General features: G+C 70.7%; 18 protein-coding genes and 1 other RNA gene. 11 read left to right on the top strand and 8 right to left on the bottom strand.

Annotated elements, in window-relative coordinates; all coding sequences use genetic code 11:
* Positions 1-25 precede the first annotated feature (25 nt).
* An RNA gene (rnpB, locus tag DFR41_RS00575) (RNase P RNA component class A) lies at positions 26-344 on the bottom strand.
* A 122-nt stretch (positions 345-466) separates the two neighbouring features.
* Between rnpB and cysK the strand changes: the two genes are divergently transcribed.
* Positions 467-1,387 (top strand): cysteine synthase A, encoded by a 921-nt coding sequence (gene cysK, locus DFR41_RS00580; protein ID WP_114801344.1) that lies wholly within the window; start codon positions 467-469, stop codon positions 1,385-1,387.
* A 23-nt stretch (positions 1,388-1,410) separates the two neighbouring features.
* Here cysK and DFR41_RS00585 read toward each other — a convergent pair whose 3' ends face one another.
* The 3 genes from DFR41_RS00585 to DFR41_RS00595 all read right to left on the bottom strand — a co-directional run bounded on the left by DFR41_RS00585 (position 1,411) and on the right by DFR41_RS00595 (position 4,375).
* The gene (locus DFR41_RS00585; RefSeq protein ID WP_114801345.1) at positions 1,411-2,388 is read right to left on the bottom strand and encodes a M14 family metallopeptidase; all 978 of its coding nucleotides are present in this window, start codon (positions 2,386-2,388) and stop codon (positions 1,411-1,413) included.
* The gene (locus DFR41_RS00590; protein WP_017758617.1) at positions 2,385-3,365 is read right to left on the bottom strand and encodes a Bug family tripartite tricarboxylate transporter substrate binding protein; all 981 of its coding nucleotides are present in this window, start codon (positions 3,363-3,365) and stop codon (positions 2,385-2,387) included. The genes DFR41_RS00585 and DFR41_RS00590 overlap by 4 nt, the downstream gene beginning before the upstream one ends.
* A 116-nt stretch (positions 3,366-3,481) precedes the next feature.
* Positions 3,482-4,375 carry a LysR family transcriptional regulator gene (locus tag DFR41_RS00595; protein WP_017758618.1) on the bottom strand — a complete coding sequence of 298 codons (894 nt, stop codon included), beginning with the start codon at positions 4,373-4,375 and terminating at the stop codon, positions 3,482-3,484.
* A 170-nt stretch (positions 4,376-4,545) separates the two neighbouring features.
* Here DFR41_RS00595 and DFR41_RS00600 point away from each other — a divergent pair, with 170 nt between their 5' ends.
* The 3 genes from DFR41_RS00600 to DFR41_RS00610 are packed head-to-tail and all read left to right on the top strand — an operon-like array spanning position 4,546 to position 7,942.
* Complete coding sequence (locus tag DFR41_RS00600; RefSeq protein WP_114802122.1) at positions 4,546-6,249, top strand: NAD(P)/FAD-dependent oxidoreductase; 1,704 nt, start codon at positions 4,546-4,548, stop codon at positions 6,247-6,249.
* Positions 6,246-6,800 carry a VUT family protein gene (locus DFR41_RS00605; RefSeq protein ID WP_114801346.1) on the top strand — a complete coding sequence of 185 codons (555 nt, stop codon included), beginning with the start codon at positions 6,246-6,248 and terminating at the stop codon, positions 6,798-6,800. The genes DFR41_RS00600 and DFR41_RS00605 overlap by 4 nt, the downstream gene beginning before the upstream one ends.
* 56 nt (positions 6,801-6,856) lie before the next feature.
* On the top strand, positions 6,857-7,942 hold the full coding sequence (locus tag DFR41_RS00610; RefSeq protein ID WP_114801347.1) for a ProQ/FINO family protein: 1,086 nt from the start codon (positions 6,857-6,859) through the stop codon (positions 7,940-7,942).
* Between the two features lie 139 nt (positions 7,943-8,081).
* On the opposite strand, the gene htpX is transcribed toward DFR41_RS00610, so the two are convergent.
* From htpX to pyrC, 4 genes are read right to left on the bottom strand one after another with little or no spacing between them, the layout of a single operon-like run.
* The gene (gene htpX, locus DFR41_RS00615) at positions 8,082-8,966 is read right to left on the bottom strand and encodes a protease HtpX (protein ID WP_114801348.1); all 885 of its coding nucleotides are present in this window, start codon (positions 8,964-8,966) and stop codon (positions 8,082-8,084) included.
* Positions 8,963-9,805, bottom strand: coding sequence for a DUF3025 domain-containing protein (locus DFR41_RS00620; protein WP_244917608.1), 843 nt, complete (start codon positions 9,803-9,805; stop codon positions 8,963-8,965). The genes htpX and DFR41_RS00620 overlap by 4 nt, the downstream gene beginning before the upstream one ends.
* The gene (locus DFR41_RS00625) at positions 9,802-10,791 is read right to left on the bottom strand and encodes an NYN domain-containing protein (RefSeq protein WP_114801349.1); all 990 of its coding nucleotides are present in this window, start codon (positions 10,789-10,791) and stop codon (positions 9,802-9,804) included. The genes DFR41_RS00620 and DFR41_RS00625 overlap by 4 nt, the downstream gene beginning before the upstream one ends.
* Positions 10,788-11,822 (bottom strand): dihydroorotase, encoded by a 1,035-nt coding sequence (gene pyrC / locus DFR41_RS00630; protein ID WP_114802124.1) that lies wholly within the window; start codon positions 11,820-11,822, stop codon positions 10,788-10,790. The genes DFR41_RS00625 and pyrC overlap by 4 nt, the downstream gene beginning before the upstream one ends.
* 77 nt (positions 11,823-11,899) lie before the next feature.
* Between pyrC and DFR41_RS00635 the strand changes: the two genes are divergently transcribed.
* The 7 genes from DFR41_RS00635 to DFR41_RS00665 all read left to right on the top strand — a co-directional run bounded on the left by DFR41_RS00635 (position 11,900) and on the right by DFR41_RS00665 (position 19,710).
* Positions 11,900-12,721, top strand: a complete 822-nt coding sequence (locus DFR41_RS00635) for an IclR family transcriptional regulator (protein WP_017759202.1) — start codon at positions 11,900-11,902, stop codon at positions 12,719-12,721.
* A 165-nt stretch (positions 12,722-12,886) separates the two neighbouring features.
* Positions 12,887-14,557, top strand: a complete 1,671-nt coding sequence (locus DFR41_RS00640) for an ABC transporter substrate-binding protein (protein ID WP_114801350.1) — start codon at positions 12,887-12,889, stop codon at positions 14,555-14,557.
* A 43-nt stretch (positions 14,558-14,600) separates the two neighbouring features.
* Positions 14,601-15,554 carry an ABC transporter permease gene (locus tag DFR41_RS00645; RefSeq protein WP_114801351.1) on the top strand — a complete coding sequence of 318 codons (954 nt, stop codon included), beginning with the start codon at positions 14,601-14,603 and terminating at the stop codon, positions 15,552-15,554.
* 3 nt (positions 15,555-15,557) lie between these two features.
* On the top strand, positions 15,558-16,451 hold the full coding sequence (locus DFR41_RS00650; protein ID WP_017756846.1) for an ABC transporter permease: 894 nt from the start codon (positions 15,558-15,560) through the stop codon (positions 16,449-16,451).
* A complete protein-coding gene (locus tag DFR41_RS00655) occupies positions 16,448-17,482 on the top strand; it encodes an ABC transporter ATP-binding protein (RefSeq protein ID WP_211322534.1) in 1,035 nt (344 codons plus the stop codon). The genes DFR41_RS00650 and DFR41_RS00655 overlap by 4 nt, the downstream gene beginning before the upstream one ends.
* Positions 17,483-17,496: 14 nt before the next feature.
* Positions 17,497-18,513, top strand: a complete 1,017-nt coding sequence (locus tag DFR41_RS00660; RefSeq protein WP_114801353.1) for an ABC transporter ATP-binding protein — start codon at positions 17,497-17,499, stop codon at positions 18,511-18,513.
* Positions 18,514-18,528: 15 nt separating this feature from the next.
* Positions 18,529-19,710 (top strand): amidase, encoded by a 1,182-nt coding sequence (locus tag DFR41_RS00665; RefSeq protein WP_114801354.1) that lies wholly within the window; start codon positions 18,529-18,531, stop codon positions 19,708-19,710.
* Positions 19,711-19,716: the final 6 nt, after the last annotated feature.

Below are 19,716 nucleotides of genomic sequence, written 5' to 3' on the forward strand. Positions count from 1 at the left end.
AGCTGGCGTTTCGTGAGGGTGTAAGTTGTGAAGCGCGCCGATACGCCGGATTCTGTGCACCGCGGTTGCCCGCGGTGTGACCGCCATCTGTCTGGGCCGCCGGTCACCCGGACGGCTCGATGCTACCTACCCGTGAACTCAGCGGGCCGCCTCGACGTTCACCTACTTGGTATTGCTGCGCGCAGAGATTGCCCGTTTCACCCGAACTGAATCGGCTCGTCTCTGTTGCTCTGATCCTCACCTCACGATGGGGAGCCGTTAGCTCCTGCGCTGCCCTGTGCAGTCCGGACGTTCCTCCAGTGCCGCCTTTCGGCGATTGCACCAGCGGCGGTCTGGCGTGCTTCACGGCCGCGATTATCCGTGATCGCCGCGGCGGCAAAGCCGCCGACAGCAGCCTGCCGCCGAATCTCGCCACAATGGCCGTTCCGTTCCCATCCGCCCGAACTTCCAAGGAGATGACGACGCCATGAAAGCCAGCAGCATCCTCGACACCATCGGCCGCACGCCGCACGTGCGCATCAACAAGCTCTTCGGCAACGCCACGCAGCAGGTGTGGATCAAGTCCGAACGCGGCAACCCGGGCGGCTCCATCAAGGACCGCATCGCCCTGGCCATGATCGAGGACGCCGAGAAGTCCGGCGCCCTCAAGCCCGGCGCCACCATCATCGAGCCCACCTCCGGCAACACCGGCGTCGGCCTGGCCATGGTGGCGGCCGTCAAGGGCTACAAGCTGGTGCTGGTGATGCCCGAGAGCATGTCCATCGAGCGCCGCCGCCTGATGCTGGCCTACGGCGCCAGCTTCGACCTGACGCCCAAGGAAAAGGGCATGAAAGGCGCCATCGCCCGGGCCGAGGAGCTGGTGGCCAGCACGCCCGGCGCCTGGATGCCGCAGCAGTTCAACAACCCCGCCAACGTCGACGTGCACGTGCGCACCACGGCCGAGGAGATCGCGGCCGACTTCCCAGAGGGCATCGACGCCATCATCACCGGCGTGGGCACCGGCGGCCACATCACCGGCTGCGCGCAGGTGCTCAAGAAGAAGTGGCCGAAGCTCAAGGTCTTCGCCGTGGAGCCGGTGGCCTCGCCCGTGCTGTCCGGCGGCAGCCCGGCGCCGCACCCGATCCAGGGCATCGGCGCCGGCTTCGTGCCGCAGATCATGAAGACCGACCTGCTCGACGGCATCATCCAGGTCGACGCCGAGCCGGCGCGCGAGATGGCCCGCCGCTGCGCGCGCGAGGAAGGCATGCTGGTCGGCATCTCCTCCGGCGCCACGCTGGCCGCCATCGCCCAGAAGCTGCCCGAGCTGCCGGCCGATGCGGTGGTGCTGGGCTTCAACTACGACACCGGCGAGCGCTACCTGTCGGTGGAGGGCTTCCTGCCGGCCTGAGCGCCAGGTGGCCGTCCGGTCCGTCAGGCCGGCGCCAGGCGCTCGCGGCGGGCGAAGCGCACCACGGTCACCCCCGCCCGCGCCTGGCGGGCCGTGGGCATGACCAGCACGCAATCGTCATAGGGGGTGCGCACGAGCTCCCCCTCGTTGTCACCGATCACGGTACCCGCCACGGGAACGAGGGGCAGGCCGGCGAAGTCGCCGATGAACCGGAAGCGCTCACTGCGCGCCACGACCGGGCCGGTGACATGCAGGGCCCACTGCTGCTGCGCATCCGGCTGGCGCCAGCCCCGCAGCAGCGGCGCCGCCGCGTCGCGCGGCAGCGTGCCGGCCAGGTCCAGAAAGCGCACGCACTGGTCACGCGCCACCACCACGCTCGCGGGGTCGCCATGGAACCCGCATTCGATGAGCAGGGAACGGGTGTCGGGATGCTGCGCATCGGCAGCGCCGAAGCGGCCGAAGTCGCGCATGCGCACACCGTCCTGGTGACCTGCATCCACCACCACATGCGCCGGCGCCCGCATCTGCCGCGCCAGCGCCAGGTTGCGCGGCTGCAGGCCGACCAGCGCCAGCGCGGGGCCGGGCTCGTGCATGGAGTGCAAGTCCAGCAGCCAGTCCGAGGCCTCGACGAAGGGGCGCAGCGCCGCCACGCGGCGACGTTCGCGCGTGCGCCCGTCGGCGATCCGCTCGGGCATCCACTGGCGGTTCATGTCTTCGTCGACGAACCGCGAAGCGTCGTGCTGGCGCGGGTCGAAGCGGTCGAACGCCGCGAGGTTGCACCAAGCGAGGGTGAGCGCGCCGCGAACAGGCCGGATGCCGGCCTGCAGCAGGCCGAGCACCGCCCAGGCCCCGCACAGCTCGTTGCCGTGCACCAGGGCGCTCACCATGACGCGGGGGCCCGGCACGCCGGAATCGAAGTGCCACACGCCCTCGACGCCGGTGTTGCCGGCGCGCCAGGAGCCGAGCTCGGGCGCTGAAAGATCGAAGGGAACCGCGCTCATTCGCGGATCTTCGCGAAGTCGACGATGCGCTGGTACTTGGCGGTCTCAGCGTCCAGGAAGCGGGGCATGTCCACGGCGTCGTCCGCGATCGTGGAGCCGTTGTCCTGCAGCTTCCTGCGAAGCTCGGGCGCTTTCAGTGCCTCGGCCAGCGCGGCGCGCAGCCGCGCGGCGACGGGTGCGGGCAATTGAGGCGGCGCCATCAGCGCAAACCAGACGCCGATGTCCATGTCCCTCAAGGCCGGGTGGCTGGCGAGCGGCGCGATGTCCGGGGCGGCGGCGGAGCGGCTCTTCTCGGTGATGCCCAGCGCCACGACCTTGCCGCCGCGGATCTGCGGCAAACCACTCGACAGCACGAAGACGCCGAGGCCGATCGAGCCGCCGACCAGATCGGTGGTCAGCGGCCCGACGCCGCGGTAGGGAACGTGCGTCATCTGCAGCCCGGCCTGCTGCTTGAGCATTTCCCCCGCCAGGTGCAGCGCCGTGCCGACGCCCGAACTGCCGTAGCTGTAGTCGCCGGGCCGGGCCTTGACCGCCTGCAGCAACTGGTCGACGGTGCGTATGCCACTAGAGGCGGAGGCGACCAGCACCATCGGCTGCGAGGCCACCAGCCCGATGGGCGTGAAGTCGCTGGGGGTGTACTTGACGGTGGACGAGACGAGCCGCGCGATCGCGATCTCGTTGTTGGCACCCAGCAGCAGGGTGTAGCCGTCGGGCGTGGCCCGCACGACCTTCTGCGCGCCGATGGTGCCGCCGGCACCGCCGAGGTTCTCGACGACCACGGGCACGCCCAGCACCTTGGCCAACTGGTCCGCGACCGCCCGGCCGGTCAGGTCCGTGCTTCCCCCGGGCGGATACCCCACCACCAGCGTGATGGGCCGGTTGGGATAGGGGTCGGTCTGCGCCTGGGCGGTCGGCAGCAGCAGTGCGGCGAAAAGGGCGGGCAGCGCCAGCGCCCGAAGTCGGCGATGAGGGGGCATGAGGTCTCCGGTCTTGTTGTCGAGCCTCGGATTCTTCTGCCGGCCTGCCGCGCGACCGTGCCCAATCGGCACATCCCCGTGCCTTTTGGGCGCGCGATCCGGACGGAGCAGGCCGCTCAGACCGGCACGACGGCCTCCCACAACCGCTCCGCCAGCGCCGACAGGCGGCGCTTGTCGCGAACCATGCGCACCTCGAAGCCGATCTCCATCGCCTTGCCCCCCAGCGGCACGATCTTCTTCTCCTGGCAGGCCCCCACCGCGAGCGACCAGGGCAGCCATGCCACACCGAGACCCTTGCGCACGTACTCCAGCAGTGCATCGGCAGAGTCGGCCTCGAGGACCTGCCTCAGCCGAGGTGCCTGCGCGTGATTGGCCAGGTGGTCGGACACGAGGTGGCCCAGCGCCAGCGTGCGGGCATAGGCCAGAAAGGGCGCTGGCCGGCTACCGTCCAGGCGAAACATCGGCTGGCCGCTGGCTTGCGCGCGTGACACCGCCACCAGCCGGTCGTGCGCCACCGTGTGCTGGAGGTGCTGGGCGGGACGCAGGCGCAAGGCGATCAGCGGATGGTGATAGCTCAGCATGAAGTCGATCTCGCCATGCTCCAACCGATGCAGCGCATCGGCCATCGCCCCCGTGCGCACATGGACCATCGCCTCGGCGGTCAGGCCCCGCACCCGCCACAGCCAGTCGGCCGCGATGGTGCGCGCCAGTGTGCGGCCGGTTCCCAGCGTGAAAACCGGCTGCCCGGCGCTCGTGCCACCTCGGAGTTCACGTTGGGCCGCAGCCAGGCCGTCCACCATCTGACGGGCATGGATCAGAAGCCTTTCTCCGGCCGGCGTCAGCGTCACCGGAGAGCCGCCCCGCGCCACGAGGGGCGCACCCGCCCACCGCTCCAGGTCGCGGATCCGGCGGCCGAAGGCCGGATGCGTGACATGCCGCAGCTCTGCTGCGCGCGTGAAGCTGCGCGTCTGCGCCAGCGCGACCAGATCCTCCAGCCATTTGATCTGCATCGTTTGCTCCTTGCCGCACCGGGCATCGATGAAGGGGACGGGGCCGCCATCATCCCTTGATCGACCACCGATGCGCAGGCCTTCGAGCGACGGCATCACCCGGCCATCGCATGTCGGCGACAATCGCGCCCTTCACCGCCCTCTGCCCGATCACCACGGGCCCCGCGCCGATGATCCGTCTTTCCGAACTCAAGCTTCCCCTCGACCCCGCGCCCGAGGCGCTGCCGGCCCTGATCGCCGCCACGCTGGGCGTCGCGCCTGCCGACATCGCGTCGCACACGGTGCACAAGCGCAGCTTCGATGCGCGCAAGGCCGAGCTGCTCACCGTCTACATCGTGGACGTGGCGCTGGCCGATCCGGCCGGCGAGGCTGCGCTGCTGCAGCGCCACGCCAAGAACCCCCACATCCAGAGCGCGCCCGACATGCGCTACGTGGCGCCAGTGCGCGCGCCCGATGGCGGGCTGCGGCCCGTCGTGGTGGGCTTCGGGCCCTGCGGCATCTTCGCGGCGCTGCTGCTGGCGCAGATGGGCTTCCGGCCCATCGTCCTGGAACGCGGCAAGGCCGTGCGCGAGCGCACGCAGGACACCTGGGACCTGTGGCGGCGCAAGAACCTTCATCCGGAGTCGAACGTGCAGTTCGGCGAGGGCGGCGCCGGCACCTTCTCCGACGGCAAGCTCTACAGCCAGATCAAGGACCCGCGCCACCTGGGCCGCAAGGTGCTGAACGAATTCGTCAAGGCCGGCGCGCCCGAGGACATCCTGTGGGAGGCGCATCCGCACATCGGCACCTTCCGCCTGGTGAAGATGGTCGAGACCATGCGCGCCGAGATCATTGCCCTGGGCGGCGAGATCCGCTTCCAGCACCGCGTGACCGACCTGCAGGTCGAAGGCGGCCGGGTGCGCGGCGTCACCGCCATCGACCAGGCCAGCGGCCAGGTGCACGAGCTGCGCGCCGACCACGTGGTGATCGCCCTGGGCCACAGCGCCCGCGACACCTTCGGCATGCTGCACACCCGTGGCGCGCCCATCGAGGCCAAGCCTTTTTCCATCGGCTTCCGCGCCGAGCATCCGCAGAGCCTGATCGACCGCGCCCGCTGGGGTCGCCATGCGGGACATCCGGCGCTGGGCGCAGCCGAGTACCGGCTGGTGCACCATGCCAACAACAGCCGAGCCGTCTACAGCTTCTGCATGTGCCCCGGTGGCACGGTGGTGGCCGCCACCAGCGAACCCGGCCGCGTGGTGACCAACGGCATGAGCCAGTATTCGCGCGCCGAACGCAATGCCAACTCGGGCATCGTGGTGGGCATCGAGCCGCGCGACTACCCGACCGACTACCAGCACCTGCCCCTGTCGCCCGAGCTGCAGGAAGCCGCCCGCGGCAAGCCGCATCCGCTGGCGGGCATCGAGCTGCAGCGGCGGCTGGAGTCGCAGGCCTTCGTGCTCGGCGGCAGCGACTACTGCGCGCCGGCCCAGCTGCTGGGCGACTTCGTGGCCGGCCGACCGTCCACCGCGCTCGGCGAGGTGGTGCCCAGCTACAAGCCCGGCGTGCTGCCCGGCGACCTGCATGCGGCCCTGCCCGGCTATGCCATCGAGGCCATGCGCGAGGCCTTCCCGGCCTTCGCCCGCAAGCTGCCCGGCTACGACCTGCACGACGCGGTGCTGACCGGTGTGGAGACGCGCACCTCCTCGCCCATCCGCATCGCCCGCGACGGCGAGACGCTGCAATGCCCGGGCCTGGCCGGTCTGTACCCGGCCGGCGAAGGCGCGGGCTATGCGGGCGGGATCCTGTCGGCCGGCGTGGACGGCATCAAGGTGGCCGAGGCCGTGGCGCGGGCCATCGCGGCCGAGGCCGAATCACAGCGGGTGCCGGCATGAATGTGCTCACCGCCTTCACGCCGTGGCGCTCGCTCGCGCCGGCCATCGCCGCCATGGCGGCCGTGGTGCTTGCCTCGAACGTGCTGGTGCAGTTCCCGATCAACGACTGGCTGACCTGGGGCGCCTTCACCTACCCGGCCGCCTTCCTGGTGAGCGAGGTGGTCAACCGGCTGCATGGCCCAGCCCTGGCCCGGCGCGTGGTCTGGGTCGGCTTCGCAGTGGCGGTGGCCATGTCGGCGCTGCTCGCGCCGCCGCGCATCGCCGCCGCCTCGGGTCTGGCCTTCATCGCCTCGCAGCTGCTGGACATCGGTGTCTTCCACCGCCTGCGGCGCGGACGCTGGTGGCGCGCGCCGCTGGCCGCCACGCTGCTGGCCGCCGTGCTCGACACGGCCATCTTCTGGGGCGTGGCCTTCGCGGGCACGTCCGATCCGTGGCTCAGCTGGGCCGTCGGCGATCTGGCGGTCAAGCTGGCCGTCGGCGTCGGCATGCTGCTGCCCTTCCGGCTGCTGATCGCCCGCCAAATGGCGGGCGGGCTGCGCCCCTCCTGCTGAGTCTTTTCCACCCTCTTCTTCACGCCTGCCCCGGCGCAGGCGCCATTGCGACCGATATGAACGACCACAACGACACGCCGTTCCACGACACGCCCGCGCATGCTGCGTCCTTGAACACCAGCGCCGGGCCCGCCACGGCAGCGGCGCAAACGCCTGCCGTGAACGCGCCAGCTTCCCCCACAGCATCGGCCCCAGCCCCTGACCAGGGGGCTGGCGGCGCAGACGCTCCGACGACCGCCGCTGGCGCATCCGAGGCTGGCGCGACCGCAGAAGCCGGCATCACGCGAGGCGAACGGGGCGAACGGGGCGAACGCGGCGAGCCCAGCGAAAGTGGTCAAGGTGGCGAACGCGGCCAGCGTCGCCGTCGCGGCGGCCGTGGTCAGGGCAACGGTGGTGCGGGCCGACCCGCCGCCGACGGCGCCCAGCCCGAGCGCCAGCCGCAGGCACAGCGCCAGAGCCCGGCCAAGGGCCAGAACGCGGCCCAGCGCAACGCCGGCCGCAAGGTGCATCCGCTGCTGGAGACGCTGGCCGGCCTCTACCCCCACCTGTTCGGCGCGCGCTTCCTGCCGCTCAAGCGCGGCATCTACGAGGACCTGCTGGCCCGCCATGCCGAGGTGCTGCCGGGCGACGAGCTGAAGGTGGCGCTGGGCCAGCATGCGCGCTCCACCCGCTACCTGGACGCCATCGCCAACCGCGTCCCGCGCCACGACCTGGACGGCCAGCCGGTGGAGGAGCTGGCGCCCGACCACGTGCACCATGCCATCGTCGAACTCTTCAAGCGCCGGCAGGGCCGCACGCAGGAGGACCTGCGTCCGCAACTCGTGGCCCGCCTGGCCGACGCCATTGGCGCCAGCGGCCTGGAGCGCATGGACTATGTGCAGCAGGTGCGCGTGGCGCAGCCGGATGCCCTGGCCCTGATCGACGAAGCCTTCACCGAGCACGGCCGCCGACTGGCCCGGCGCGAGGCGCTGCAGCGCGCCTTCGAGGCCAGCGGCCAGCCCACGGTCGACGCCTTCGCCGCCATGTACGGCATGGATCTGGGCGAAGCCCGCCGGGTGCTGGGCAAGCAGCCCAAGGCGGCGGCCGTCGACGGAACGCCGGCTGCCGCGAACGCCGCCGTCAGCGAAACCGACGCGGCCTGAGCGACAAGCACGAGCGGAGGACGTGCGGCTGGCTAGGCGCACGTGCCGCCCCCGGGCACTGCACCGCACATCCAGACGAAAGAAAGCGCCCCGCGGGGCGCTTTCTTCATTCCACGGCCGCAGTGCAGCCGCGCCGCGATCAAGCCTGCTGCTGCGAGGCCTGCAGCGCCGCGATGCGCTCCTCGATCGGCGGGTGCGTCGCGAACAGCTTGCCGATGCTGCCGGTGATGCCCATGGCCTCGACCGCCTTGGGCAGTTCGCCGGCGGGCAGGCCGCCCAGGCGGGCCAGGGCGTTGATCATGGGTTGCTTGCGGCCCATCAGCTTGGCGGCGCCGGCATCGGCGCGGAACTCGCGCTGGCGCGAGAACCAGGCCACCACCATGGCGGCGGCGAAGCCGAGCACGATGTCCAGCACGATGGTCGTGACCATGTAGCCGATGCCGGGGCCGCTGTTCTCGCGGTCGTCGCCGCGGCGCAGGAAGCTGTCGACGAAGTAGCCGATCACGCGCGACAGGAACACAACGAAGGTGTTCATCACGCCCTGGATCAGCGTCATCGTCACCATGTCACCGTTGGCCACGTGCGCCACCTCGTGACCGATGACGGCCTCGACCTCATCGCGCGTCATGTTCTGCAGCAGGCCGGTGGAGACGGCCACCAGCGACGAATTCTTGAAGGCGCCGGTCGCGAAGGCGTTGGGCTCGCCCTCGAAAATGCCGACCTCGGGCATGCCGATGCCGGCCTGGTCGGCGAACTTGCGCACGGTGGCGACGATCCAGGCCTCGTCGGGCGACTGGGGCTCGTTGATGATGCGCACGCCGGCGCTCATCTTGGCCATGGGCTTGGAGATCAGCAGCGAGATGATCGCGCCGCCGAAGCCCATGATGAGCGCGAAGCCGAGCAGCGCGCCGAGGTTGAGACCATTGGACGTCAGGTAGCGGTTGACGCCCAGCAGGCTGGCGACGACGCCGAGCACGGCGACCACCAGGACGTTCGTGAGCACGAACAGGAAGATGCGTTTCAAGTCGGTTTCTCCGTGGGAGGAAGGGACGCCGTGAAGATGGGGGCCCCCCGGCCCGCTTCAAGCATCACGGCATGCCGCACCGTTGTGGGTTGTTCTGGGTCTGCAGCGCGGCGAGGTCGGAAGACCTCCGAGTCATCATAAAAGCAAAAGTTCGCGTTGCCGGGATGCCAGCCGGGGACGCCGGCCACCGGCAGCGGGGTGAAGGGCTTGCGCGCGAGCCAGTCGGCAGCCAGCGCGTCGGACAGGCATCCGTCGTCGGCGGGCAGCGAGGGATCGTGTGGGTCCGGGCCCAGCAGCAGGTGCGCCGTGGCGGACTTCTGGCCGGCGACCAGCTTCTCCATCAGCGCATGGCCGAAGACCGTGAGGCGCGCCCCAGTCCACAGCGGCCGCAGGTCGACGAAGGCCCGGCGCCAGTCGCGCGCCTGCAGGGCGGCCCAGAGGACGGGCGGCGCCTGCAACACCGCGCCGTGCTCGTCGAACAGCGTGATGGCATCGCGCAACCGGCCGCGCACCGGGCCGATGCCGCGCGCCGCGATCTCCGCCGCCTGCAGCCGGTTCATCTGGCGCTTGGCCTGTGGAAAGGCCAGCCAGACCAGGCCGTTGAAGAAGTCGTGCAGGTTGTCGCGCGTCGGCACGCGGCCGGTGCGGTGGATGAAGGCTTCGTAGGGCTCGTCCGGCGGCAGCGCCGACTGCGGCACGAAGGTGGGCTGGGGCGGGGCCGACACCGCCTGCAGCCCCTCGTGCACCGTCCCCATGGCGCCGGCCTGCGCAGGCTGGCCCCAACGGCGCCAGAAGGCCAGCCCCGGGTGGGTCCAGTCGATGGCCGGCAGCGGGTTCAACGGCCGGCCGCGCCCTTCCAGCGGATGCGATCAGGGTGGTGCAGCACCTGGAAGTCCGCGGGAAGCTTGTCGAAGAGCTTGATGGAACTGGCGTTCTTGCCCAGCACCCGCGCGGCGCGCAGGGCCTGGGCCACGTCGTTGAGCGCCACCTCAGCGCCGCCGCGCAGCGCGGGCACGGCGCCAAGGATGGCGTCGGCGTCCACCAGGGCGTCCTCGCGGCCGGAGGTCGCCTTGCGGGCGGGGCTTTGCACCTCGGCCAACGGTGCGGCTTCGACCGGGCGCTCGCCGCGGGTGCGGGTGCCGCCCGTCTGCACCTTCTTGGCGGCGGGGGAAGCCGTCGCCTTCTTCTTGGCCGGCGCCGGGGTCGGCGCGGGGTTCGGTGCGGGTGCAGCCGCCAGCGCAGGCGCAGGATCGGCCGCCAGCGTGGCTGCAGCGCGGTGCGACGTCTTCTTGGCGGCGGGAGACTTCTTCGCCGCTGCCTTGCGCGCGGCAGGCGGACGCGCCTGCGTCGTCGACGGGCCGGGCGCGGGCACGGCAGCCGGCTCGCCGCCCTTGTGCACCAGGTCGACGAAGTGGTCGTAGGCCGCGCGCGTCTCCTCGCCCGTCTTGCCCTGCTGCCCAATACCGCAGACGCGGCAGCCCTTCTCGCGCAGACGATGCACCAGCGGCGCGAAGTCCGAATCGGAGGACACCAGGTACACCACCTGCGGCCGCTCGGCGAGCACAAGATCCAGCGCATCGACCGCCAGCGCGATGTCGGTGCTGTTCTTGCCGGCCGCGAGGTTGACCATGGGCCGCATCGACAGTCGCTTGAAAAGCTGCTGGTGCTTGAGCGCCACTTCAGCCGTGCAGTAGGCACGGCGCACATGCAGGTGGCCATGCTCGGCCATGACGCTGCGCACGGCCTGCTCCATGACGTCGGCCGACACGTTGTCCGCGTCGACCAGCAGCATCACCTTGCCGCCGGACAGCGGCGCCGTGCTCATGCCAGCCTCCAGCCGACCGTCTCGCCACCGCGCAGCGGCTTGAGCGTGGCCTCGCCGAAGGGCACCGTCTCGGGCAGCGTCCAGGCCTCGCGGCGCAGGGTGATGGTGCCGGTGTTGCGCGGCATGCCGTAGAAGTCGGGGCCGTGGAAGCTGGCGAAGCCTTCCAGCTTGTCCAGCGCGCCGGCGTTGTCGAAGGCCTCGGCATAGAGCTCGATGGCAGACAGCGCCGTATAGCAGCCGGCGCAGCCGGTGGCGTGCTCCTTCAGGTGGGCGGGGTGCGGCGCGCTGTCGGTGCCCAGGAAGAAGCGCGGACTGCCGCTGGTGGCGGCCTGCACCAGCGCCTGGCGATGCTCCTCGCGCTTGAGCACGGGCAGGCAGTAGTAGTGCGGCCGGATGCCACCGGTGAAGATGGCATTGCGGTTGTAGAGCAGGTGGTGGGCCGTGATGGTGGCGGCCGTGTGCGCACCGCCTTCATCGCGCACGTAATGCGCACCCTCGCGCGTGGTCAGGTGCTCGAAGACGATGCGCAGTTCGGGGAAGTCGGCGCGCAGCGGGCGCAGCACGCGGTCGATGAAGACGGCCTCGCGGTCGAACAGGTCGATGGCCGGATCGGTCACCTCGCCGTGCACCAGCAACAGCAGGCCATGCTTCTGCATGGCCTCGAGCGTGGCGTAGGTCTTGCGGATGTCGGTGACGCCCGCATCGCTGTTGGTGGTGGCGCCGGCCGGGTAGAGCTTGAGGGCGCGCACGCCCGCGGCGGCGGCGCGGGCGATCTCGTCGGGCGGCAGCTTGTCGGTGAGGTAGAGCGACATCACCGGCTCGAACTGCTCGCCCGCGGGCACGGCGGCCAGGATGCGGTCGCGGTAGGCCAGGGCCTGCTCGGCGGTGGTCACCGGCGGGCGCAGGTTGGGCATGATCAGCGCGCGGCCCATCTGGCGCGCGGTGTGCGGCACCACGTCGCGCAGGGCGGCGCCGTCGCGCACATGCAGGTGCCAGTCATCGGGTCGGGTGATCGTGAGGGTGTCGGTCATGGCGCGGGATTGTCCCATCGGGCCCGGCATGGGCCTTGCCTCGCGCAGAATCGATGGTTCCTTTCCGCCCCGCCCCGATGGCACCGCCCGCCCGACGCCCCCACACCCCCGCCGCAGCCGCACCGGCCGCCGATGCGGCCGACCCGCTCTACAACCAGTCGCTCGAAAAGGGCCTGGCGGTGCTGTGCAGCTTCGACGCCGCGCACCGCACCATGACGCTCGCCGAGATCGCCGAGCGCACTGGCATGACGCGCGCCTCGGCCCAGCGCACGGTGCACACGCTGCAGGTGCTGGGCTACGTGGGCAAGGACGGGCAGACGCGGCGCTTTCGCCTGCTGGCGCGCAGCATGGACATCGGCTTCAACTACATCGCCAGCCATCCGCTGGTGCAGGCGGCCAATCCGTACCTGGCGCAGCTGGCCAGCGCCAGCGGCGAGACGGCCAGTCTGACCGAACCGCTGGACTTCGACATGCTCTACGTGGCGCAGCGCATGACCACGCAGTTCATCCCGGTGCTCACCCCCGTGGGCATGCGTATTCCCATGTACTGCACCAGCAGCGGCCGAGCGTGGATGAGCTGCCTGCCCGATGAGCAGGTGCGCGCGCTGCTGCAGGGCTCCACGCGCGTGGCCCGCACGCCCGCCACGCTGACCGGCATCGCCGCCATCCAGGCGCGCATCGCGGCTTGCCGCAAGCTGGGCTATGCGACCAACGACGAGGAACTGTTCCTCGGCGACATGGGCATCGCCGCACCCATCGTGGACCGGCGCGGCCGGCCGCATGGCGCCGTGCACGTCTCGCCGCCCACCAGCCGCTGGACGCTGGAGGCGGCGCAGAAGAAGCTGGCGCCCATGGTGATCGAGTGCGCACGCGCCATTGCCAGCGCGCTGCCGCATTGAGCCTCGCGCACCACACCCGCCCATCACGCACCCGCCGCGGTGCGGCCATGCACCGGGACGACGGCACATATCGACTATCGATACAAAAATAGCTATTACCGATTCACGCGTGGCAGGCACGCGCTTTGCAATACCAGGGCATCTTCCATCTTCCGAGGCCGCTCCATGCCCTGCCCCGCCCGTCCGTCCTTCCGTGTCTCCGCACTGCGCGCCAGCGCGCTGGCCGTCACCCTTGCCCTGGGTCTGGGCACTGCACACGCGCAGGAGAAGGTGCTGCGCATCGCCATGACGGCTGCCGACATCCCGCGCACCTCGGGCCAGCCCGACCAGGGCTACGAAGGCAACCGCTTCACCGGCATCCCCATGTACGACAGCCTCACGCAGTGGGACCTGAGCTCGGCCACCAAGCCCAGCGTGGTGATCCCCGACCTGGCCGTGTCGTGGGCGGTGGACGCCAAGGACAAGACCAAGTGGCTCTTCAAGCTGCGCCCCGGCGTCAAGTTCCACGACGGCACGCCCTTCAATGCCGACGCCGTGGTGTGGAACGTGGGCAAGGTGCTGGACAAGGCCGCACCGCAGTACGACCCGGCCCAGATCGGCGTCACCGCCTCGCGCATGCCGACACTGCGCACCGCCCGCAAGGTCGACGACCTGACGGTGGAGCTGACCACCAGCGAGCCGGATTCCTTCCTGCCGATCAACCTCACCAATCTGTTCATGGCCTCGCCGGCCCATTGGCAGAAGAAGTTCGATGCCGTACCCGCCAGCGTGACCGACAAGGCCGAGCGCGCCAAGCAGGCCTGGACCGCCTTCGCCGCCGACCCGTCGGGCACCGGCCCCTTCAAGGCCTCGAAGTTCGTACCACGCGAACGGCTGGAGATGGTAAAGAACCCCGAGTACTGGGACGCCGCCCGCCGCCCGCAGATCGACCGCGTGGTGCTGCTGCCGCTGCCCGAGGCCAACTCGCGCACCGCCGCGCTGCTGTCGGGCCAGGTGGACTGGATCGAGGCGCCCGCGCCCGATGCGCTGGCCACCATCAAGCAGCGCGGCTTCAAGGTGTATTCCAACCTGCAGCCGCACCTGTGGCCCTGGCAGTTCTCGCTGCTGCCCGATTCGCCCTTCAAGGACCTGAAGGTGCGCCAGGCCGCCAACCTGTGCCTCAACCGCGCCGCGCTCAAGGAGTTGCTGGGCGGCATGATGGTCGAGGCCACCGGCATCGCCGAGCCGGGCGATCCGTGGCGCGGCCACCCCACCTTCCAGATCAAGTACGACGTGCCCGCCGGCCAGAAGCTGATGCAACAGGCCGGCTACTCGGCCGCCAAGCCGGCAAAGGTGAAGGTGCAGACCTCGGCCTCGGGCTCGGGCCAGATGCAGCCGCTGCCCATGAACGAGTTCATCCAGCAGAACCTGAAGGACTGTTATTTCGACGTCGACTTCGACGTGGTGGAGTGGAATACGCTGTTCTCCGGCTGGCGCCTGGGCGCCAAGGACCCGGGCGCACACGGTGCCCATGCCACCAACGTGAGCGCCGCCACCATGGACCCCTTCTTCGCCATGGTGCGCTTCGTGAGCACCAAGGCGCAGCCGCCGGTGGCGCAGAACTGGGGCTACTACAGCGATCCCAAGACCGACGCCCTGGTCGAGAAGGCCCGCACCAGCTTCGACGACAAGTCGCGCGACGCCGCCCTGGCCGAGTTGCATGCCCGCGTGGTGGACGAGGCGCCCTTCCTCTTCGTCGCGCACGACGTGGGCCCGCGTGCCATTTCGCCCAAGGTGCAGAACGTGGTGCAACCCAAGAGCTGGTTCATCGACATCGCGACGATGAAGATGCAGTGACGGCCCGCAGCCGCTTCACCGAGACGGCCTGAACGAACCCGCCATGCTCGCCTACCTGCTCCGACGCATCCTCTACACCGTGCCCATCATGCTGGGCGTGACGCTGGTGTGCTTCGCCCTGGTGCACATCGCACCGGGCGATCCGCTGGTGTCGGTGCTGCCGGCCGATGCTTCGGCCGAGCTGCAGGCGCAGCTGCGCTCGGTCTACGGCTTCGACCGGCCGCTGCCCGAGCAGTTCGTGCGCTGGGTGTGGCGGGCGCTGCATGGCGACCTGGGCCTGTCCATCGGCACCAGCCGACCGGTGGCGGGCGAGGTGCTGCGCGCCGTGGTCAACACGCTGCGGCTGGCGGTGCTGGCCACGGCCATCGGCTTCCTGCTCGGCTCGCTGTTCGGCTTCGTCGCCGGCTACTTCCGCAACTCCGTCATCGACCGCCTGGCCTCGCTGCTCTCGGTGCTGGGCGTGAGCACGCCGCACTACTGGCTGGGCATGGTGATGGTGATCGTGTTCTCGTCGCAGCTGATGTGGCTGCCCGCGACCGGCGCCGGCCCGGGCGGCTCGGACCAGTGGGCCTGGGACTGGGCCCATGTGCAGTTCATGCTGCTGCCGGCGCTGACCATGTCGGTGATCCCCATGGGCATCATCGCGCGCACGGTGCGGGCGCTGGTGGCCGAGCTGCTGGCGCAGGAATTCATCGTCGGCCTCAAGGCCAAGGGGCTGACGCAGTTGGGCGTCTTCCGCCATGTGGTCAAGAACGCAGCGCCCACCGCGCTGGCGGTGATGGGCCTGCAGCTGGGCTACCTGCTGGGCGGCTCGATCCTGATCGAGACGGTGTTCTCCTGGCCCGGCACGGGCTTCCTGCTCAACACCGCGATCTTCCAGCGCGACCTGCCGCTGCTGCAGGGCACGATCCTGGTGCTGGCGCTGTTCTTCGTGCTGCTCAACCTGGCGGTGGACGTGCTGCAGACGCTGCTCGACCCGCGCATCGCCCGGAGCTGATCGATGTCCGCCGTTCTTTCCTCTGCCACCGACGTGCAGCCGCTGCCGGCGCAGCGCACGCGCGGCTACTGGGCCTCGGTGGGTGCGCGCTTCGTGCGCGACCCGGTGGCCATGGCCGCCGCCATCGTGGTGCTGCTTCTGGTGCTGATGGCGATCTTCGGCCCCTGGCTCGCGCCGGCCGACCCGTACCAGTCCTCGATGTTCAAGCGCCTCAAGCCGGTCGGCACGCCCGGCCTGCCGCTGGGCAGCGACGAGCTGGGCCGCGACCTGCTGTCGCGCCTGATCGTGGGCGCGCGGCTGTCGCTGTTCATGGGCATCGCGCCGGTGCTGTGCGCGTTCGTGGTCGGCTCGGGCATCGGCATCCTGGCCGGCTATGCGGGCGGGCTGGTCAACACGGCCATCATGCGCACCATCGACGTGTTCTATGCCTTTCCCTCGGTGCTGCTGGCCATCGCACTGTCGGGCACGCTGGGCGCGGGCATCACCAACTCGCTGATCTCCCTGACCATCGTGTTCATCCCGCAGATCGCGCGCGTCGCCGAGTCGGTGACCACGCAGGTGCGCGGCCGCGACTACGTGGAGGCGGCGCGCGCCTCGGGCGCCAGCGGCTTCACCATCGTGCGGGTGCATGTGCTGGGCAATGTGCTCGGGCCCATCTTCGTGTACGCCACCAGCCTGGTGGCGGTGTCGATGATCCTGGCCTCGGGCCTGTCCTTCCTGGGCCTGGGCGTGAAGCCGCCGGAGCCCGAGTGGGGCCTGATGCTCAACACGCTGCGCACCGCCATCTACACCCAGCCGCTGGTGGCGGCGCTGCCGGGCGTGATGATCTTCATCACCTCCATCGCCTTCAACCTCCTTTCCGACGGGCTGCGCTCCGCCATGGACAACAAGGCATGACGATGCACGACGACGACGTGGGCGGCCCGGCGCAGCCGCTGCTCACCATCCGCGGGCTGCAGAAGCACTTCCCGCTCAAAAAGGACCTGCTGGGCCGCGCGGGCGGCGTGGTGCGCGCGGTGGACGGGGTGGACTTCGAGGTCCTCAAGGGCGAGACGCTGGGCGTGGTGGGCGAATCCGGCTGCGGCAAGAGCACCACGGCCCGGCTGCTGATGCACCTGATCGCGCCGACGGCCGGCGAGGTGGTGTTCGACGGACGCGTGGTCGGCTCGCGCGACCTGCCGCTCAAGGACTTCCGGCGCCAGGTGCAGATGGTGTTCCAGGACAGCTATGCCTCGCTCAATCCGCGGCTGACCATCGAGGACTCCATCGCCTTCGGCCCGCAGGTGCACGGCGTGCGCCGACGCGAGGCGGTGGAGCGCGCCCGCGACCTGCTGGCCCGCGTGGGGCTGGAGCCCTCGCGCTTTGCCGAGCGCTGGCCGCATGAGCTGTCGGGCGGGCAGCGCCAGCGGGTCAACATCGCCCGCGCGCTGGCGCTGCAGCCGCGGCTGGTGATCCTGGACGAGGCCGTCTCGGCGCTGGACAAGTCGGTGGAGGCGCAAGTCATCAACCTGCTGCAGCAGCTCAAGGCCGAGTTCGGCCTCACCTATGTCTTCATCAGCCACGACCTGCACGTGGTGCGCTACATGAGCGACCGCGTGATGGTGATGTACCTGGGCCAGGTGGCCGAGGTCGGCCCGGCCGATGCGCTCTACGATGAGCCGGCACACCCGTACACGCAGGCGCTGCTGTCCTCCATGCCCTCCATGGACCCGGACCGCCGCACCGAGGAGGCGCCGCTGGCCGGCGACCCGCCCAATCCCATCGACCCGCCCTCGGGTTGCCGCTTCCATCCGCGCTGCGCCCATGCCGCGCCCGTGTGCAGCCAGCGCGCGCCCGTGCTGCTGCCGGTGGCGCCGCTGCGCGTCGCGCGTTGTCTGGTGCACGAAGCCGGCAGCGGCCATCCGCTGGCGCCGGCACTGGCTGCATGAAGCCAATGAGTTCCATGACCGACCTCCAAGACACCCAGCATCCGCTCGTCCGCGTGCACGACCTGAGCGTCACCTTCACCGGCGGCCGCAAGCCGGTGCAGGCCGTCAGCGGCGTGAGCCTGGAGGTGCGCCGCGGCGAGGTGGTGGCGCTGATCGGCGAGTCGGGCTCGGGCAAGAGCGTCACGCTGCGCACGCTGCTGCGCCTTCATCCCGAGCGGCGCACCCGCATCGGCGGCCAGGTGCAGGTGGCAGGGCGCGACGTGCTGGCCATGTCGGGCCGCGAACTGTCGGCGTACCGCGGCAAGGTGGCGTCGATGATCTTCCAGGAGCCCCTGCTGGCGCTCGACCCGGTCTACCCCGTCGGCGCGCAGATCGTCGAATCGCTGCGCCGTCACGAAGGTCTGGACAAGGCCGCCGCCCATGCGCGTGCGCTGGCCCTGTTCGAGCGCGTGCGCATCCCCAGCCCCGAGCGGCGGCTGGCCGCCTATCCACACGAGATGTCCGGCGGCATGCGCCAGCGCGCCATGATCGCGCTGGCCCTGGCCTGCAACCCGCAGCTGCTGCTGGCCGACGAGCCCACCACCGCACTCGACGCCACGGTGCAGATCCAGATCCTGCTGCTGCTGCGCGAGCTGCAGCGCGACCTGGGCCTGGCCGCCATCTTCGTCACCCACGACATCGGCGCCGCCGTCGAGGTGGCCGACCGCATCGCCGTGATGTATGCCGGCCGCATCGTGGAGGAAGGCACGGCGCGCGAGCTGATCCACCGGCCGCGCCACCCCTACACCATCGCCCTGCTGCGCAGCCGGGCCCATGGCGCCATGGACCGCGGCACGCCGCTGGGCACCATCGCCGGCGCACCGCCAGACCTGGCCGCATTGCCGCCGGGCTGCGCCTTCGCGCCCCGCTGCACGCTGGCCACCGAGGCCTGCCTGGACGGCCAGCCGCGCGTCGTCCAGTTCGACCCGGGCCACCGCGCCCGCTGCAACCGCACCGACGAGACCGCCGGCCTCGCGCCCGCACTCGCCTGAACCCTCGCGTCTTCCATGCCCCTGCACGATCCCGCCCACGCCTTCGTTCCCTACCCCGACACGCCGGTGCCGCATGCCGCCACCGGGCCGCTGGCGGGCCTGACCTTCGGGGTGAAGGACCTGTTCGACGTCGCGGGCTACCCCACCGGCGGCGGCAGCCCCATCGTGCTGGCGATGTCGGGCATCAAGACCCGCACCGCACCCACGGTGCAGAAGCTGCTCGATGCCGGCGCGGCCTTGGCCGGCAAGACGGTGACCGACGAACTCGCCTTCTCGATGAACGGTGACAACGCGCATTTCGGCGCGCCGGTCAACGGCGCGGTGCCGGGGCGCATCAGCGGCGGCTCGTCATCAGGCTCGGCCTCCGCCGTGTCCAACGGCCTGTGCGACTTCGCGCTGGGCACCGACACCGGCGGCTCGGTGCGCGCCCCGGCCAATCATTGCGGCCTGGTCGGCCTTCGCCCCACCCACGGCCGTGTCAGCCTGGAAGGCGCGCTGGACCTCGCCCCCAGCCTGGACACCTGTGGCTGGTTCGCGCGCGACATCGGCACCTTCGCCCGCGTGGCCGACGTGCTGCTCGGCGACGACGCGGCCCCGCTGCCCGCCGCGCCCCGCCTGCTGCGGCCCACCGACGTCTGGGCGCTGGCCACGCCCGAAGCCGCCGAAGCGCTGCAGCCGGCAACGGCGCAGGTGGAAAAGGTCTTCGGCACCGCCGCGCCGGTCGACGCCGCGCTGGAGAGCTTCGACGCCATGTACTGGCACTTCCGCCACATCCAGGGCCGCGAAGCCTGGATGACCGACGGCCCACTGATCGAACGCTTTGCCCCGCCCCTGGGCCCGGGCGTGAAGGAGCGCTTCGCCTTCTCGCGCGCCGTGACCGATGCGCAGGTGGCCGAGGCCCAGGCCTTCCGCACCCGCTTCCGCGCCCACCTGGCCGCGCTGCTGGGCGAGGACGGCGTGCTGGTGATGCCCTGCATGCCCGACATCGCGCCGCTGCGCAGCGACCCCGACGCGGCGCTGGAGGACTACCGCAACCGCGCGATCCGCCTGCTGTGCCTGGCCGGCCTTGCGGGATTCCCGCAGCTGTCGCTGCCGCTCGCGCGGCGAGACGATGCGCCGCTGGGCCTGTCGCTGCTGGGTCCGGCCGGCAGCGACCGCAGCCTCGTTGCGCTGGCCGAACAACTGTCCGCACGCTGAGCACGC

This window comes from Pseudacidovorax intermedius (assembly GCF_003350475.1).
Lineage (GTDB): Bacteria > Pseudomonadota > Gammaproteobacteria > Burkholderiales > Burkholderiaceae_C > Xenophilus > Xenophilus intermedius.